This window comes from Flavobacterium sp. JP2137 (assembly GCF_050562195.1).
Taxonomy (GTDB): Bacteria; Bacteroidota; Bacteroidia; order Flavobacteriales; family Flavobacteriaceae; genus Flavobacterium.
The window spans coordinates 2,147,871-2,164,853 of the sequence record NZ_CP191647.1 but is presented as its reverse complement, the minus strand read 5'-3'; the positions used below and the strand labels follow the sequence as shown (position 1 = coordinate 2,164,853).

Here is a 16,983-nt window from a genome sequence, read left to right as displayed (position 1 = left end):
TTCATATTAATTGGTGGAACTTTTATTACATCTCCCTCACTTATTATTTTATAGACGTCCTCTCTATATATCCTAATTTTATCTCCTTGCATTCCTTTAGATCTAACTTCAAACTCTATAAACTTTGTAGTCTCATCCTTTGCAAAGATGTCTATGAGCTCTGTTCTTTGATTAGGAGGACATTAAACCTCATACTGTTTTTCTTACACTTTGTTGTAAATTATTAGATAAAGCAGATTTATTTAAAGACCCCGCTATGCTTCAACGATTGGCAGAACTTGACAAAATGGAAAATATAGACAAAAGCCATATTCTACACGTATTGGATGGTTTTATTAAATCTGTTAAACTTAAAAATATTGCAGCAATGTAAATACAAACGCCAGAACCTTATGTCTGGCGTTTATATTTTTTTTAAATAATATTTTGACGGGACACTATATTGATTATCAATAATTATTCTCCGTACTCTTTTATTACTTCTGTCTTAAAATCTTCGTAGATACTAAATGCCTCTTTTAAGATTTCAGTTAATTCACTATATGAAGAAAAACTAGGTTTATTAATTCCTTTACCTAATTCAACTCCTTGCAAAGGTTGCATATCTTTATATAATCCTCCAAAAACATCTCCTGTAATAAATATATTATTCTCATTATATAGTGCGCCAACAATAAGCTCAACTAAGCTATATTTCAAACAAATATGGAAATAAAATTTTATACCATCTATTTTCTGTTCTATTTTAAAAAAGTTGTTTTTTTTCATGAATTTCACATCATATCCTAATGCTTTAATTATACTTACAACCTCTTCTTTGGAGTAATTTAATTCATCATCTATCTGGAAATTTGTACTTAAAGCTTCATACCTCCTAATAAAGTCAATATTTTTATAAATTTTAATCTCTCTACTATTTAACATTTCTATTTAATTATTCAGGTTTAAATCTTATCTCTGTTCCATATTTCATTCTGGCTAAATCTATGTAATCTTGAATTTTATCAAATGTTTTATTACTCTCTGGAATTTCCAAAATGTGTTTCCCTTCTAAAAATTCTCCTTTTAGCTTATTCCCGTATTTAGGAGCATTTATTGGTTCTCCTATAGGGTATTTAACTTTAAGTTCTTTTAAATACAATTCAAAAGTGGACAATTCTATTTCTTCTAAATAAGTAGCTTTTCTAGACACAATTTCTCCTTCCTTAATAGCTTTTCCAAAATCATCTTTAACAGGAGGAGTATACCCAACTACTCTTTTTTTATTATGTAAAGTAAATTCATTATACCTGTACCATTCCTCTTTAACAGCCTTTTTATTAAACGCATTTCCTCTAGCCATAGGAGAGTCGTGTAAAAAATAATCTCTTGCTTCTTTCCAATCTAATCGTTCACGGGGAGGCTTGCCTTGTTTAGTTTTCCTAGCAAGGTATTTCACGTAATCAGCCTCCAGAATATCATCTATAAACTTACCTACTGAAGATAGTATGTTATTCCCCCTTAGCGAGAACTTCCTCTCTTGCGCCTTAAAAAAATAACAAAGGGACTTCTATTACCCTAAAAACAAGTCTTTTTTAATTGGATACCCCTGATATTTTCATAATTTTACGAAGAAAGTATATCGAAGAATACGAACGAAATGAAAATTTACCATCCATTGAAAGGATCGCTAAGATGGCTAAAGCATTTGGGGTAACCGTAGATTTTCTAATCGGAGCGGGAGAACATGCCTCCTACGACAAAGAAACCGTTGACCGTATCAACGATATACAAAAAATGGATGTAGCTACCGAAAACGTACTGTTCAACGTTATCGATACCTACATCCAAAATTTTAAAACTAAACAAGCTTTTGCTAAGTAATTATGGAAACAAAGTTAAAAGATATTAAACTTGAGATAGAGCAAATAATTCAAAATATCAATGATATAATCAGTGAAGAGGATTTTTCTGCATATCATACTATCAAAAACTATCTAAACAAAATGACAGATTGTATTTTAGAATACAAAATTATAGATGCCAATAAATATCTAGGATTTTGTATCCGTTCTATTATGGAAGCTCCTCCTAAAAACGAGCAATTAGGATTAGATACGTTAACAAGAATGGACACTTTGTATAAAAAACTAATCGTATTATTGGACTAAACCAGGAAAATCTATCAAAAATTCTTTAACAGAATTATATACTTTACCTGTTTCATTATCTGTAATTTTAGTAACCCATTTAGTATCCCACTGATAGGGTAGTATAATTTGGTCACTACCACCTACTAACGTTTGTAATCCATTCGTACTAGTTTGAGGTCCAACTTTTCCAATATGCATTTTAGTTGCTGAAGGAACATTAATTGTTGCTTCAAATCTCATGCTGTTATTCCATTCATCTAGTAATGCTAATTCTCCTTTGGAAGCTCCTTTTGTACTTGTTACAAAAGTTCCTCCAATGTTTGCGTCACCTCCAAATGATCTATATGTTTCAATTTGAGTCGTAGTTTTAACCGTTCTATATTCTGAATGCAGAAAAGTTGAAGCAATATCTCCATATAAATCTTCCTTTGCAAGTACTTCCACAAAGTCATCGATTTTCGTTGAATAAGCACCAAATTTCCCTCCCCCCTTAGCGAGCTTTATAGCATCTGCAAGTTCTGAAAATACTTTTTCCTGTGCAATTATTTGCTGGCGCATTTCATTTGTTAGATTTACAAATTCGTCAGAATTTTGCAAATTGGTAAAAGCAATTTTGTAATCTACATATTCAGCTAATAAACTATTTCTTAATCCATTATTTTCTTTTAAAAGGGTTTTAGTAGCAGGTGGAATAGCTTTAACATATTTATAACCGCCTTGTGCTATATTTTTCACCCCTATTGCACCCATTGCAGCATTGTAATAACCTACCGTTTTTCCAAGATTAGAGTTAGTATCGATAGGACCCGTATTAACCCCAATACTTCCCACTGCTCCCGCAACTTCTGCCAATGCCCATGCACGGCGTATCCATGTTACTTTAGTTGCTAAAGCTATCCCTCCACTTGCAGAAATTGTAATAGCATCTAATGCTATCATGGTACTCTTTTCTATTTTGTCATTGCGATTTTTTTCATCATTGTATTTCAATAAAATCGCCGGTACTAAATATGCTCCGTTTCCGAAATCATAGCCCTCTATTGCCGCTTCTATCAAAGGTATTTTAGCTTTTTCCGGTATAACAACAATGGGGGTAAGTGGAGATACTTCTGCTAATTCATCTCTAATGATGGTTTCATAAACACCGTCAGTATTGACATTCGTAGTACCATGATGATAGGTTTTGTAAACATCAAATAGCTTTAAATTCCCTGTTGTTTCATCATATTTTGCTTCATTATACTTTGAAGTATACTTTTGATAAAAGATTGAACCACTATCACTGCTGTAATCTATCGGATTCAGATTAATTAGTCTTGTTGCAAAATCGTCATCTTCTGTTGGCCATCTCATTTCTAAAGAAGCAGGTGCTCGATTAAACATCGTTACCAACGCCCCGATAAAATTGGTGTAATTCTTTTTATCAGTCCAAAACCATACCGAAGCATCATGCATCTCTGTTATTAAATACTTCAATTTTTCGTTAGCGTTCAACTCTAAATAACGATAGAAATCTTTGTAATTGTCCGATTTTATAGCATTCATCAAACGAAGAATAGCCAACTCTGATTGTTCCTTTAATTTTGATTGAGATGTGACTAAATTAATCAGTTTCTCTATTTCGCTATATTTTAAATTTCTAATAGCAGCAATACACGTTTTATTTACTAAAAGCACTACTTCTTCCCCATCTACTGACAGCATAGCTTCTCTTAACCTAAGGATTCCTGAGTTTAATTCAGTTTCATTACAATCTTGTAAATCTTTCGCTAATAGTTCCTTTATAAATAGATTGCTACAAGATGTATCCCTAATATCTAATGGTGATAGTGCCCAATCACTGGCTTTCAATAAAGCTATATTTGAGGCTATTTTACGTTGTACAGCTGTTGTACTTTCATTTTCATCTTCTTTCTCCCATACAACTGTCACATAATCATACATACAGCCATCTCCTCGAGAGCGGAATAAATTTACTCTGTTATTTAAGTCTTTTTCAACTCTTTTAATTTCAATTTCACCATTAGATTGAGAAGTAAATAGCTTTTTCTCTTCATTCCAATTATAATTTACCTCATTGTAACGAATCGATGCAATAACATAATTCTTTGCTACTAAAATTGTTACTGCTATTTTATTTCCGTTTTTATAAAAAGTATCAAATACTTGCCCATTTGGAGTAAGACCTAGATGGGCATGTCGGTTTTGTTCCCCTTCACTCTGTCCTTGGAACAGATACAATTTAAACTTAGGATCGTTGACTTGTTTCCAATCCATGTGGGTAAAGTCGGTACCGGTGGAATAGTCCATCACGGTATTCAAACTTCCCACTGCGGTGTTATAAGTACTAAATGGGTGTGTTAACGCTAAGGCTCCGTGGGCGAGTTCGTGAGCTACGGTACGGGTTTGGTCGTTAAACACAAATCCGAATTGTCCCTGTAGTCGCATATAGCCCTGTTGTGACGGGTCGGAAATCTGATCTCCTGTGACAAACAGATAATATCGATCCGAACTGGCACGTCCTTTATAACTGTTAATCACCGCTTCCTGAGCTTTGGTGTAGGTTGTCAGGTTGCGTTTGTCCTCGGATTTCAGTCGGTCGTGATCAACGTCAAACACCTCTTCTATGCGAATGTTTAATGTAATCGCCAAAGGCGCATAAATCGCTTGCAAGGCTATTAACTGCCCTTCCAGTTGCGCTTTTACCTTGGCCGTGGTTGGAACCAAACTCAATTGAATGGTTTTTGGCGTGATATGCACCAAACGGAAAGCTCCCGCCAATTGGCTTTTGCCATTTTGCTTGACCGTTGCTAAAATTTCTTCTTCGGCATAGTTTAAACTTCCCGAGACTTTTAATAAATAACCTCCTGTGGTTACTTCAAACGGAATGCGTTCGCCCTGATCGGTTTTAAATTCCAAGCTGTCTGTATGTATGCGCGCTCCATCGGTTAAGAGCGCCTTGGCAAATACGAAGTCTGTAGCACCTTTGGCTACCGCTTTGTAAGGTAAATACTGGCCTTTCACGGCGCGATATTCCTTTTTCAGCTTGGCAGTTGCCCCATTTTCAGACAATACATCCCAGCCATAAATGGATTTCGGTCCATTTTCGAAGGCAAAGCGAATGCCTTGAGCCGTAAATTCAGTAGCCTGACCGATTTTGTTTACTCCGTTGGTATTTTCCGGGGAGGGCTTACCATCAGTACTTAATAAACCGTTCGGCTCCGTGATTTGATCGCCCGGTTTTACATCTTCACTGATCTTCCAAATCTGGCCTGTAGAATCGGTAATTACCATGTCCTTACCACCCGGCAATATCACTTCTTCGCCGTTGGGTCCTTTGATGATGATGTCACCATTATCGTCTATAACAATCGATTCAATCGGGAACGGAATTTCTTTGTCTATTTTACCGTCCGCACCCGAACCGGTCAAATCTTCCACATCATCGACATTATTCCAATCGGGATTATAGGTGGTTTCTACTTGTCCACTGATGAGTTGGTAGTCGGTATTGATTTGTATGTTTTCAAAAGTTACCGCAATTTTGGTGTCTGCCAAATACGGTACTACGATGTATCCCTTTCCGGTATAAATACCCTGCGCTCCTTCTAATCCTTCTAATTTCAACACTTTAACCGGGAAATCACCTGCATAAAAAGTTTCTGTTACAATTAAATTGGATAAAACCGCCTTGTTAATCAAATTAATATCGGGCAACAGTCCGCAGCTAAAATTGCTATTCGCGGCTGTATTCTCCAATTGAAACTGCTGAATAGTGCTATAGCTGTAACTCGGTTCTTGTCCGTATTGTACCGGCTCACAAGTTCCACCTACTCGAAACTCATAGTGATATCCGGCTTCTAAATTGGAAATAGTCGCTTGATTGTTTACGCTATAAAGGTCAAACCACACGGCATTTTCAACTTGGGCCTTGCGGTATTGCAGGTGGTATTTGAGATGCGTGGGTACGCCTTGCCAAGAGATTTTTACGCTATTGGCACCTTGTGGTTGCGCGAATATAGCCTTAGGCGCTTCGCAATTCACATCGATTTTAAAGGTAAACACTTCGCTATAACCGTTGTTTTTAAATACGGAATTTTCTGCTAGTCCGTTGTGAGAAATAGCTCGAACCCGCCACGCATAGCGCTTGTTGGGCAGTAAACTCGGCTTAAACAAATCGTATAGGAAAACCGTAGTGCGCAGCCCTTCTTCGCGGTATAAGAGCGGAGCCATATCAAAGGCATAGTTGGCATTCATCGAGGCATCCATCAATTCTTTTAACTCGAAAGTATACGAGATGTTGATGGCATTGAGTTGACGCGGGGTCCAACTAAACAGAATATTGGTAAAATCGGTTTGTGCGACTTGCTCGTTCTGAGCCGGTATGTTCAACAACGGTGGCTCGTTGAGCATCAAATACATCATGCCACAATGCTTTTGGGACAGCAATTTTCGGGTAGCTCCGTCATAAAGCTCAAAACATATTTGATACATGCCGTCTGGCAAGTTTTGACTGTAGGTGTTTTGGTTGAGCCCGTGGATATTTTTTAGCTGAAAATAAGGAGCCAAATCCACACTTGACAAATTGAGTATTTCTCCTCCATTGATATACATCGGGGGAATTCCTTGTAAAACACTGGCACTCTGAGCTGCAATTCCATTTCCTTCAAAATACAGTTTTAAAACCACCGGTCGATTTACAACAGTTAAATCCGTTGGAATGACTTGTAGTGCTATCCGATCTACACCACTATTGGAAAAATCGGATATTTTATTGGTATAGGGCGTGTTGATATTAGGCACTAATTGAACCGGATATAACTGTGCCCAAACCGTGGTTTGCACCAATAAAAACAGGCTAAAGAAGAAATGAAAGTGCTTTTTCATGAGTGTTTATTTTCCTATTATAGAATGATTATTTTTTGAGTTAGGGTTTGTTTTCCCGTCTCTAAAATCAAGATGTAAGTACCCGCCGCAACATTGACTTCTATGGGAACTACATATTTTTTATTGCCTGAAAGCTTTTTTGTCATCAAATTATTTTGACCGATATAATTGATCAATCTCAATTGAATAGGGCTTTCTTCGGCTAATATTATTGTCGCTACAAAGTCTCCTTTATTGGGGTTGGGCGTGATGGAGAATTCCTCTATAAAACGTCCTCTTAACTGTTGGTCTACCGCTAAATCGTCCCGCTTTTCCACGACGATCTTTTTATTGAATATTTGATAACAAGCTCCTTGTGTTTGTTTTAAACCGATTTCATATTCTCCGGGTTGTTCAAATCGCAAAGTCACTGTGTCGTCTCGATCTTCCACTAATTCTATACCTTCGGGTACCAGCCAAGTGGTTTGCTCGCCAATGGGTTTGCTCACATTAACCAAAACGACCTCTTCCGATACATAGGCCTGAGTGCTAATTAAAAACTCGGAACTGATTGGCACGGTTAGCTGGTCAATTCGAATTTGAGCTGTCGCTACACAGCCTTTAGAAGTCGTAATCGTTGCGGTATAAACCCCCTCCTGACGCAACACCACTTGTGGATTTTCGCTTTCAAATCCATTGGTAGATTCCCATTTATATAGTGCTTGATCATCGGCAATAGTTATATCTACAGCTAAGTATTGCGAATTACACAGGGTTCTATCTTCGCCTATCTCAAAGGTAAATTCGTCGGGGTTGTCAATTGTATATTGCTTTTTAAAACTGCAGCCTTGTGCATCTGAAACCTCAACGGTATAGGTACCTGCGGCGAGATTCTCCAGGTCCGGAGTCGTCTGTCCCGTATTCCATTGGTAAGCGTATGGTAAAACCCCACCACTTACCTCGATTTTAATAAAGGCATCCGTAGCATTATAGCAATTCAAGTATCGAATGTTTTCGTTTACACTAAACGCATCGGGTTGGTCGATGACTACAGTGCCTTCAACGCGACAACCTCTTGCATCAATGACTTCTACGAAATAAGGGATGGAAATCAATTCGTCAATGGCTGCGGTTGTTGCGCCATTAGACCAATTGTAAGTGTAAGGAGGCGTTCCCCCCTGTACAAAAACTTTTGCCCAGCCGGTATGGCTGCTGTTACAGCTCGCAGCTCTTTTTTCGAAGTTTAAAGTCAATTGATCGGGTTGTTGTAAACGGTACAGCGAATCGGTTAGCGTTTGCAATTCGTTATTTTGATAAACGCCCAATTGAACACCGTTGCGGTCTTCTATGTTAACCGCATAGTTTCCATCGGAGAGTTCTATGGCTGTTTCGGTCGTTAAATGTGCCAAATTATCCCATTGTCCTACACTGTTTTGTTTTTTCCAAGTATAGATATAGGGCAAGCCATTATTGGCATTTCCGGTAAATGGACGTCCACCTTCTGCGATCACTTTTAATTTCCCGTCTTGTACCTCATCCCGAATACCGTCTTGTGGACTTCGATCGGTTTCGTCTCCAAATTCATTGTTGGCGTGGCAGGAAATCGGCCTGATCAACACCAATTCAACTTTTAAGGGATCGGGCTGGGTAAGGCGTTGTTCCGATTCTAAAATCAAACAACTGACTTTATTTGTTGCGAGCTCGTAATTTTTGTCTTTTACCGTTAGGAAATAGCTTCCTGCCGACACATTATTCAAAGTGATGTAGTATGAACCGCTCGTAAAAACTGGCGTACTTTGCTGGTTTACTAACTGGCCGTCTTGATTTCTCCACTCGTAGGAATAGGAGTTGTTTGCGAATCGGGTACCCCCATCTATTTTTACCACAATTTTCCCATTGCTTCCGCCATAAAAAGTCGGTTCCTGATTTAAAGTGTATTCCAACGATAAAGGAGCCACTGGCTGCGTTAGCGTAATGCTTTGAATTTTCTCTTCGCCCAAAGCTATTTCTCCATTGATTTCTCCTTGAACTTTAGCTATACAGCCGTTGGCATCTCGTATTTTCAAAGAATACGTTGCTGCTGTTAAACCCGTTAGTTGATGGCGGTTTTGATGGGAGAAATTAACCCAATCTCCCCCGTTGAGCTGGTATTGGTAGATGCCTGCTGCGACCCCTCCAGTCGCGTTTACTGTTATTACACCGTCGTCTCCACCAAAGCACCAAACGTCTATTTTAGACAGACTAAAATCAACAGGATCGTTTTTATCTACGGTCGAAGTAAAATTTTCCGATAAACTGTTGGAAAGGGTTATGTTTCCGTTATAAAATCCTGACGCACTCACCCGATAACGCCCCTTTGGAAACTCCGCTGGAGTTGTAAATACCCCATTGTCAAAATCGTGTCGCCTTAAATTGAGATAGTTTGCTTGAACCGAGTTTGTTTCCAAATTCAAAAACGTCAAGGAAAGAGTTTCTCCGTCTAACAAATCGCGATCGGTATAAACCTTAAGAACTGCATCGTTATTATCGTAACAACTGGTTTTACTATCGGATACGGCTACAAAGTTGGGAGAGGTTTTAAAATAGGTAAAGTTTACCGTATTGGAAATCGTTCCTCCGGATTCCGTATCTGCCCAGACAGAAACCATTTGTCCTTCTGCACTCTGCGGTAAAAAATCTTCGCCTTTCAGGTTTAGGTGATTCGTATTGTTAAACGCTTGGGGTATTCGAAGCGCAGGGCCGTTCCCTACTCTATATTTCCAATTGTAGTACTGATTTTCAATATGATCGGCTAAATCGATTTCAAGCCTTCCTGCACTTGCTAACTCATATACCTGATTGGAACTGACGTTAATCTCGACAAATGCTTTTGTTTTTAGACGCACCCAATCAAAACCATCACCGAGATTCTGCTGGTAATGACTATAGGGATCCGCATTCAAATTAAATTCTTTAAATCGATCTCGAGGGCCTCCATTACAACCGCTCACTATTTTCCACCTAATAATCAATTTGAATACCACCTTGTTAATCTTGTTTTGTTTTGTAAAGCGTTTGGAAAAATCCGTATTGGCGTGAATCAAGCGTCCATCAAATATTTTGTCTGAGGTACCATTTACATAAAACACATTGACCTCGCGTAATCCGTCTATGTTTCCGCAGCCGCCACTACCTCGTCCCATATAGCCTTCTATATCTAACATATAATACGAGTCACCGGTCAATGAAATCTGTCCCAAAAAATTCCAAGAGGAAAACAATGCTAGCAATAATATATACTTTCTCATTAGGTTTAATATTGAACGGTTAATGAAATGGCTTTGGCCGGTGTATTGGAATTCAAAGTGGGTACAAAATAGTATTGGTACTCCGAATTGATGTCCAAATCCACATCGTTTAAAGAGTTTTGCCCGGCATGCATCACTTTCCACAGTGTGGGTACTTCTCCTTTTTTGTTTTTATAAATTTCGATTTTGGCAATCGTTTCGCCTTTGGCTAATGTGCGCCAAAATAAGCTGATCATCCGCTTTTCTCGATCTACAAGGGCTTGTAAGTCTTTGATAATTTCTACCGCACTCCAATCAAATACCGCTATCGTTATTTGAGAATTATTGGGATTGGACCATAATTTAGCTTCATCTCGAGCCATAACCAAATACTCATAAACCTGATTTTTCTCGACTTTTCGATCCCAAAATGCCGTTGTTAAATCCGTAAAACTAGCGATGGTTTCCCAGTTTACATCGCCCTTTTTCCGCCGCTTGATCACCGTTAGATTGAGGTCGTCGCTAGTGCTGTTGATCCATTCTAGCTGTACCGCACTGTTTGCCAACTCATAGTTCGAGAAAATGGGTGCTGAAGGCGGAATTACATCGGGTTTATCGATGATCAACACCGCGGAGAAATCGGAAATATTATGTCTAAAATCCTCTGCTGCAATTCGATAATACACTTTTTTATTAGACAGTTTTAAGCTCAATGTATCTGTAAAATGAGTCTGAGGATAGGCTTTATCGTATAGCTCTATAAAATCTTCATCTTTATCCTGTCCGCGGATAATTCGGTATCCCAAAAGATCGCTTTCGGTATTGGCCTTCCAACTTAACTGAACCACCCCCAAACTGTCTATCTGTCCCTTAAATCCTTGAGGAATTGCCGGTGGTACGGAATCTATCGGTTGCACCAATACGCTTTGAGAAGCCATTTTCTGATTGTTTTTACCTACGGCATAAACCTTAAAATAGTTCGAAGCTTCTAGTTTTGAATAGGAAAACTCCCTTTTCGAAACCGCTAATTGTTGTGCTACAATTTTATAATCTCCTTGATCTTTGGGCGCTACAGCAACTTCAAAAGATTGAATTTCCGCTTCTGCATCTTTGGGATATTCCCAAAACAACACTACCGAAGCGTCGGTTTTAAATTCGTAATTATGGATTCGCGGAGGTGTTGAAACCGAAGCCACTCCCTGTGTTGAAATTGCCTTAGAAATCGTTCCCCTTTCGCCGAAAGCAGAAATTCCATAAATGCGATACTGGTATTTTTGATCGTTACTGGATAGGGTATCTGCAAAATACATAGCCGTTGAAGCACTGCCCGTTTTATCATTGATATCAACTATGGGCGTTTTGGAAATGGCTGTAAAGTTTTTTCCGTCAGTGGCTCGCTCTATCATATAGGAGCTGTATATCCCTTTGTACGGTATAATTCCCCACGAAAACATCACTTTGCGATTGTCTGGAAATGCCATAAAATTCACCACTTCAGGCAAGGGTTCAAAATCATTTAATCCCGCTATGCCAGCACCCGATACGACCGACCCATCATTTGCAACGGCCACTTGGTATATGTATTCTTCTCCTTTAACCACTTCGCTGTCTACATATCCCCATCCGGCTTTTACACTTCCCTGAAAAGACATGTCCGCAGCGAACAAACCAAAGGAATGACGTTGATGCATTTCATCGACCATATTGACGATTCGAGAAACCTCGCTTTGCTCACCGGTATCTTCTACTTCAAATGATTCTCCGTAAATCGCCTGTGCAATTATCGCAGCATAGTGATCCTGTTGGACCAAATCCATCCAACTTTCTACCGGTTCCGGTTTTATGGGCAAGCGGACCAATTGTTTTTTTTCCGGATCGGCAAGCAACTGGTCGTTTTTCTTAATCGTAATACGCGTTAAGATAAATCCATTGTTGTTGGCACGTTGCCATTCCAAGGGTTGATCGACTCCCCATCGAACCAAGATTTTATTCTCCTGAGCTCGTGTCAAGACTTTTACTGCAGCTTGTTGCGCATGCGCCAGGTGTATTCCACTCCACATTACTAGTGCAAGTAAATAATATTTCATCGTCGTCAATTTTATTCTCATAACTTTTACTATCTAAACTTGTTCAGATTCTTAAACTGATAAATATGTTTGGACTTCTTTTTATTTCCAGGAAGTACATAATTCATTTCTACCTCATAGGCTCCGTATCGCATAAACTCAAATCGCTTTCCTAAAAATTGGTAAGCCTCGGTGCTGGTTCCGAATACATCATTGGCAAAATCATTGGCTATTTGTTCTCTTAAATTCATCCAATCTTGTTTGTAGATCTGCGGAAGGTTGTAGGTATACGGGAAGTTGATTTGAATCCAATTCAGATTTAAATTATGCTCCGTGCTTTGCAAATAGTAATTACTGACCCACAATGCCTTTACAGGCACTATTCCGTATTCTTCTACATCTCTATTGGTCAATTCATACCGCCCATCAATAGGATAGTGCGCATATAATGAGGGTGCAATATCTACCGTGAAATAGGTGTTGTTTGTCAAAGCTTTTAGTTGTAAAAGCGGTTGATTATCCGTATACATACTACCGGTTAAATCGGTTATATCAAAAGGCTCTAAGGGACTGATTTTATTCTCCAAAGTAATCACGTCGGCATATACCGGGGAAAACAAATAATTGGTCGTCTTTAATCGATTCATTTTTGCCTTAAACGTTTCAAATTCACTGGCTTTAAATCCATAAGACAAACGATCTATTTCACCAAACCTAACCAAACTAATCGCTTGGTTCTCTGTCACAGAAATTTCATTATCCTCTTCTGTGACCACTTCGCGATCCGTCGTTATCTCCGTATCCTCATCCCCTTTACTGTTGGCACTAATAATAGAAAAGGCATAACTTTTGTCTTTCTTTAATCCTTTAGGCAGTTCGTAAAACACTTCGTTTTTGGATGCGTCATAATTAAACTCGGAGGTCCATACTTTGTCGTTTTGAGTTTCTTTGAGTCGAATGCCGGTTTTCCAATTGGCATCGTCGAAAAGATAGTCCTGCCCTCTCTTCAGTTGGATATATCCCGTTGCATATTCTTTGATAAAAAAGTTTTTTTGATCGACTACGGGATACGCATACTGTATATTGGTCAACGGAATATGGTCCGGAGCCATTCCGGTAACAAAACTGCGTTCTTCGATTTCTTTGACCACCTGCCCCTTTTCCATAATGGGCTGGAAGACGCCATTGACCATCTTTTGAAAACTCACTTCTACTTGTGCCGTCAATTTTTTATTTGGCGGTAAAATATCTTTGGAAATTAAATTGGCCCGGTCTTTCATCGAAGTCCATTCTATGGAAGCCTCTATTTCTTGCCCCTGTTCGTCCACCAGGATAAACCGCTCCAAAACTATTTTATACGTTTGATCACCATCGTCTTCCGGTATTTTTAGTGCTTCGTTTACTTTCATAGAGAAGGTCGCCTGAGGTATGGCAAAAACATCTACCTCGACACTCTCCTTTTTCGGTGTCACGTCAGCAATCAATTTCATTCCATCGAGTATACCCGTGGCTCCTGCAAATTGACATTCTTTACCAATGGTCAGTTTAAAATTAAATTTTCCTTTAATCAAGCCACCCAACACATTCATATAGCCGCCTACATAACCTCTTAACCAAACGGGATTGGGCAGTTTGGCTTGCATAAGCACTGCAGCTCCGGCCGATATAATCGGCACTTTCATCTTGATAAAAAACAGTTTAATCCGCACACCCAGCTCTCCTTGTAAATAAGCATACGACTGTCCGTTGGCATACCAGCCATCAATTCCCACCACATCGCCGGTATTGCTACACTCGGCTTCACCGTAATCTTTTAGCATAATATCAAATCCGATTCCCGCCTTAAAACGGGCATAAAAAATCAAGAAACTCAAATCTCCTGTATCTATGCTCATTTCACTACCGAAAGCAAAGCCACCGTAATTAGCCAACTGATTTTCATCGCGCATATAATTGAGTACGTTGGCATCCAATCCCAATATTTCCGCCACTTCTGGTGGCGGTGGTGGTGAGCCTGGTAATTGAGTTCCAGCCATCAAATACGAAGTCGTCTTTAAATAGATGCCCGCTACTCCGAGTTTAATCCCGATACGGTCGTCTGGAGTTCCGATATAGAGATACCAATCTTTGGGGTCTTTATGAAAAACAGCCCAACCCGCACGTCCTCCGGGTCCAACTCCAGAGAGTATATCACCGGGTGTATTGATAAATACATCTAAGGTGCCGTGTAAGCTGTTATTGACAAAGTCAAATTCAATAGCGGCCTTCATCTCTATAGACGCCTGTCCCTCTTCTGTTTTTGGAACAACTCCCGTCGCTTTATCCAAATATTTATTGGCAAAACTACCGCCAACACTATTGTTGCTTGGAGCCAGCATCGCCGCTTTGGTTTCTATTTGACTATTTACCTTTTCTACGAGATTTTGAATTTGATCCATTCCAGGAATACTTTTTAAGACCTGTGCTTCTCCATAAATGGCCATCTGATTGATGCCGCCCCGCGAATTAAACAACATCTCAAATGCAGCCTGTCCACTAAAAACACTCTCGGTACCCAGGGAAAAATAAACTAAGGCCTTTAATCCCAATCCAACGTCTCCATCTGGAGCATAGCTTAACCCGCTTGGTGAAAACGCATAGGGGTCAGTTGTAGCAAGTCGTTTCATTTTATAATAGGCTCCTCCTCCAAAACCACTGATGATATACCCGCCATTTAACTTGACCGATGCATCGAAATACCAATATCTAAAGTCCTTTTTTCCGAATATCGCTTTTGCACCCATTTCTCCAACACTTGGTACCGTAACTCTCAACTCGGCATTAAAACCATTACCGTAAATCGGATCGTTGCGAAGCAAGTCCAAACGCCCCGATAACTTTAACCCTCCTATTTCAGAGTTTACGTGAATCGCATTAAGTTGCAATCCCTGAAACCTCCAGCTTTGAAGCGCCCCATTCTCTTTTAATCCTCCTAAAATCCCAATTCTGCCTTTGGCAGAAAAAGCATTGCTATCCATCAGGTTAAGCCCTAAATCGAAATAGATGTTTGCGGAATCATCCTGGGTTACGATATCGATATTACCGATTGAAACCGGGAAGTTTCCAAATTTCAATTCGCCTTTATACCCCATACTGCCCACCGTAATTGCAGGAGACACGGTCTGTAACTTTAAATCTTGGAAGGTAATTCCCTTAAAATCTATTATCTTCTCCTTGCCTTCTGATGCTTCGGTATCTTCTGCGGTATCTGCCGTAGTCTGATTGGTTGAAAAAGAAATGGATCCATGTAAATTGGCCTTAGGTAAAAACCGACCGTCTAATACCTTAAGTTCTAAAGAACTGTTGGGCAATAAAACAGCCTTCGCTTTCCATATATCAAAATCTATAGCATCTTTATTAACTACGGTTAATGCATATTCGTTTTGAGAGATAATTCCCGTATATTCAAAACCTTTGGGTGAATTGCTCCCTTTGGACACTGCCTTAGAAACGGGCAATTGAATTTCACCATTAAGTTTCGCTTTTAGAAATCTATTGGTAACGAATTTTAATTCTAAATAATTCAGGGAATAGGCCCAAGCATGCTGCTGATCGGTAATCCCCTCATCCAGAGGAAATATATTTTTAGCATAAAAAGTACCTGAAACACCGTATTTATCAATAATCATATTAGAAGCTCCAATATGTACTCGCTTGCCCGGTTCCTTAGTATCTTTGGTTTTGAATTCGGAAGGCAAAGCCACCTCCAACGTTTGGACATACACGCCTCTCCAATTTTCAATCGCGGGAACTAACAGGCCATTCTGATGGTATTCCTCCGGAAACACTACGGCCAGATCGTTTCTTAAATCGCTAAAATCCAATACCGCATTATTGACTAAAAATTGGAAATTCCCCTCGTAGTCGTTACCGTTTCTCTTTTCAGCCAATACAAAAGGCTCTAAATCTACGCGAACCAAAATATCATTCCAGCTTGATACGGTAAAGCTAAAATCACCTCGTACCCTGTTTTTTACGGTTTTCACAAAACCTACTGGATGTTGGATTTCTCTTGTCGGAGCTGCGTTTACCGTATGGGTTGATGTCAACGGTCGAATTAGATTTTCCGAAAACTCCACGGCACCAGAAATTTTCAATTCTTTAAATCCATCACAATCTATAGTTGCATAAGTTTGATTTAGCGAACCGCCTGTATTCATGTCAAAACCGCCATAAAGGGTCAGCTGCCAATCCTTGCTTACAGGAATGTCAACATCGCCCAAAAGCGTTAGTTTTGCATCGCCAATGATGCCCCCTTGATGCGACAATTTAACGTTGTCTGCACCGAAAAAAAGTGATATGGGACGCCCTTGGGCATCGGTTTGTGGAATATCAATTTTACAGTAAACTTGCATTTCTGTATAATCCGGATAAAAAGTCGCTTGGGTAATTCCAATCGAATAGCGCGTATTTTGTATTGTTTTTCGAACTCCAACGGGCAATTCTACCAAATCTTGATTGGAGAAATTGTCTACCCAACGGTTGGTTTTTTCTAATTCGTTTATCGTTGCCACTGCCGATTTGATTTCCTTATCGATACTAGTCTGCTGCGAAAAAACAGGTACAGTTCCTAGTACAAATAAAAAGAATATTAAAAAAGTCGTCTTTCTCATA

Annotated in this window: 8 protein-coding genes; 2 read left to right on the top strand and 6 right to left on the bottom strand. The window is 39.2% G+C overall.

Going from position 1 to position 16,983, the window contains the following annotated elements; genetic code table 11:
* Nucleotides 1–456: 456 nt before the first annotated feature.
* Nucleotides 457–924: a hypothetical protein gene (locus tag ACQZ43_RS09455; protein ID WP_430612013.1), complete on the bottom strand. Its 468-nt coding sequence runs from the start codon at nucleotides 922–924 to the stop codon at nucleotides 457–459.
* A gap of 10 nt (nucleotides 925–934) precedes the next feature.
* Entirely contained in the window at nucleotides 935–1,342 is a 408-nt protein-coding gene (locus ACQZ43_RS09450) for a hypothetical protein (RefSeq protein ID WP_430612011.1), read from the bottom strand.
* A 236-nt stretch (nucleotides 1,343–1,578) separates the two neighbouring features.
* Between ACQZ43_RS09450 and ACQZ43_RS09445 the strand changes: the two genes are divergently transcribed.
* Together ACQZ43_RS09445 and ACQZ43_RS09440 are read left to right on the top strand one after the other, a co-directional pair.
* The gene (locus ACQZ43_RS09445; protein WP_430612009.1) at nucleotides 1,579–1,863 is read left to right on the top strand and encodes a helix-turn-helix domain-containing protein; all 285 of its coding nucleotides are present in this window, start codon (nucleotides 1,579–1,581) and stop codon (nucleotides 1,861–1,863) included.
* 2 nt (nucleotides 1,864–1,865) lie between these two features.
* The gene (locus ACQZ43_RS09440) at nucleotides 1,866–2,150 is read left to right on the top strand and encodes a hypothetical protein (RefSeq protein ID WP_430612007.1); all 285 of its coding nucleotides are present in this window, start codon (nucleotides 1,866–1,868) and stop codon (nucleotides 2,148–2,150) included.
* Here the strand turns inward: ACQZ43_RS09440 and ACQZ43_RS09435 are convergent.
* Genes ACQZ43_RS09435 through ACQZ43_RS09420 form a run of 4 tightly spaced genes read right to left on the bottom strand, consistent with a single transcriptional unit; the run spans nucleotide 2,139 to nucleotide 16,982 of the window.
* Complete coding sequence (locus tag ACQZ43_RS09435; protein ID WP_430612005.1) at nucleotides 2,139–7,019, bottom strand: fibronectin type III domain-containing protein; 4,881 nt, start codon at nucleotides 7,017–7,019, stop codon at nucleotides 2,139–2,141. The two genes, ACQZ43_RS09440 and ACQZ43_RS09435, sit on opposite strands and share 12 nt — an antisense overlap.
* Before the next feature lie 17 nt (nucleotides 7,020–7,036).
* Nucleotides 7,037–10,285 carry a T9SS type A sorting domain-containing protein gene (locus ACQZ43_RS09430; protein WP_430612003.1) on the bottom strand — a complete coding sequence of 1,083 codons (3,249 nt, stop codon included), beginning with the start codon at nucleotides 10,283–10,285 and terminating at the stop codon, nucleotides 7,037–7,039.
* Between the two features lie 5 nt (nucleotides 10,286–10,290).
* Entirely contained in the window at nucleotides 10,291–12,351 is a 2,061-nt protein-coding gene (locus ACQZ43_RS09425; protein ID WP_430612001.1) for a fibronectin type III domain-containing protein, read from the bottom strand.
* A gap of 29 nt (nucleotides 12,352–12,380) precedes the next feature.
* Nucleotides 12,381–16,982, bottom strand: a complete 4,602-nt coding sequence (locus ACQZ43_RS09420; protein WP_430611999.1) for a hypothetical protein — start codon at nucleotides 16,980–16,982, stop codon at nucleotides 12,381–12,383.
* Between the last annotated feature and the right edge of the window lies 1 nt (nucleotide 16,983).

Excerpts from the sequence above, each read along its gene's own strand:
- ACQZ43_RS09430 (WP_430612003.1), bottom strand. The coding sequence starts at position 10,285 with ATGAGAAAGTATATATTATTGCTAGCATTGTTTTCCTCTTGGAATTTT.
- ACQZ43_RS09440 (WP_430612007.1), top strand. The coding sequence starts at position 1,866 with ATGGAAACAAAGTTAAAAGATATTAAACTTGAGATAGAGCAAATAATT.
- ACQZ43_RS09435 (WP_430612005.1), bottom strand. The coding sequence starts at position 7,019 with ATGAAAAAGCACTTTCATTTCTTCTTTAGCCTGTTTTTATTGGTGCAA.
- ACQZ43_RS09455 (WP_430612013.1), bottom strand. The coding sequence starts at position 924 with ATGTTAAATAGTAGAGAGATTAAAATTTATAAAAATATTGACTTTATT.
- ACQZ43_RS09425 (WP_430612001.1), bottom strand. The coding sequence starts at position 12,351 with ATGAAATATTATTTACTTGCACTAGTAATGTGGAGTGGAATACACCTG.
- ACQZ43_RS09450 (WP_430612011.1), bottom strand. The coding sequence starts at position 1,342 with ATGGCTAGAGGAAATGCGTTTAATAAAAAGGCTGTTAAAGAGGAATGG.
- ACQZ43_RS09420 (WP_430611999.1), bottom strand. The coding sequence starts at position 16,982 with ATGAGAAAGACGACTTTTTTAATATTCTTTTTATTTGTACTAGGAACT.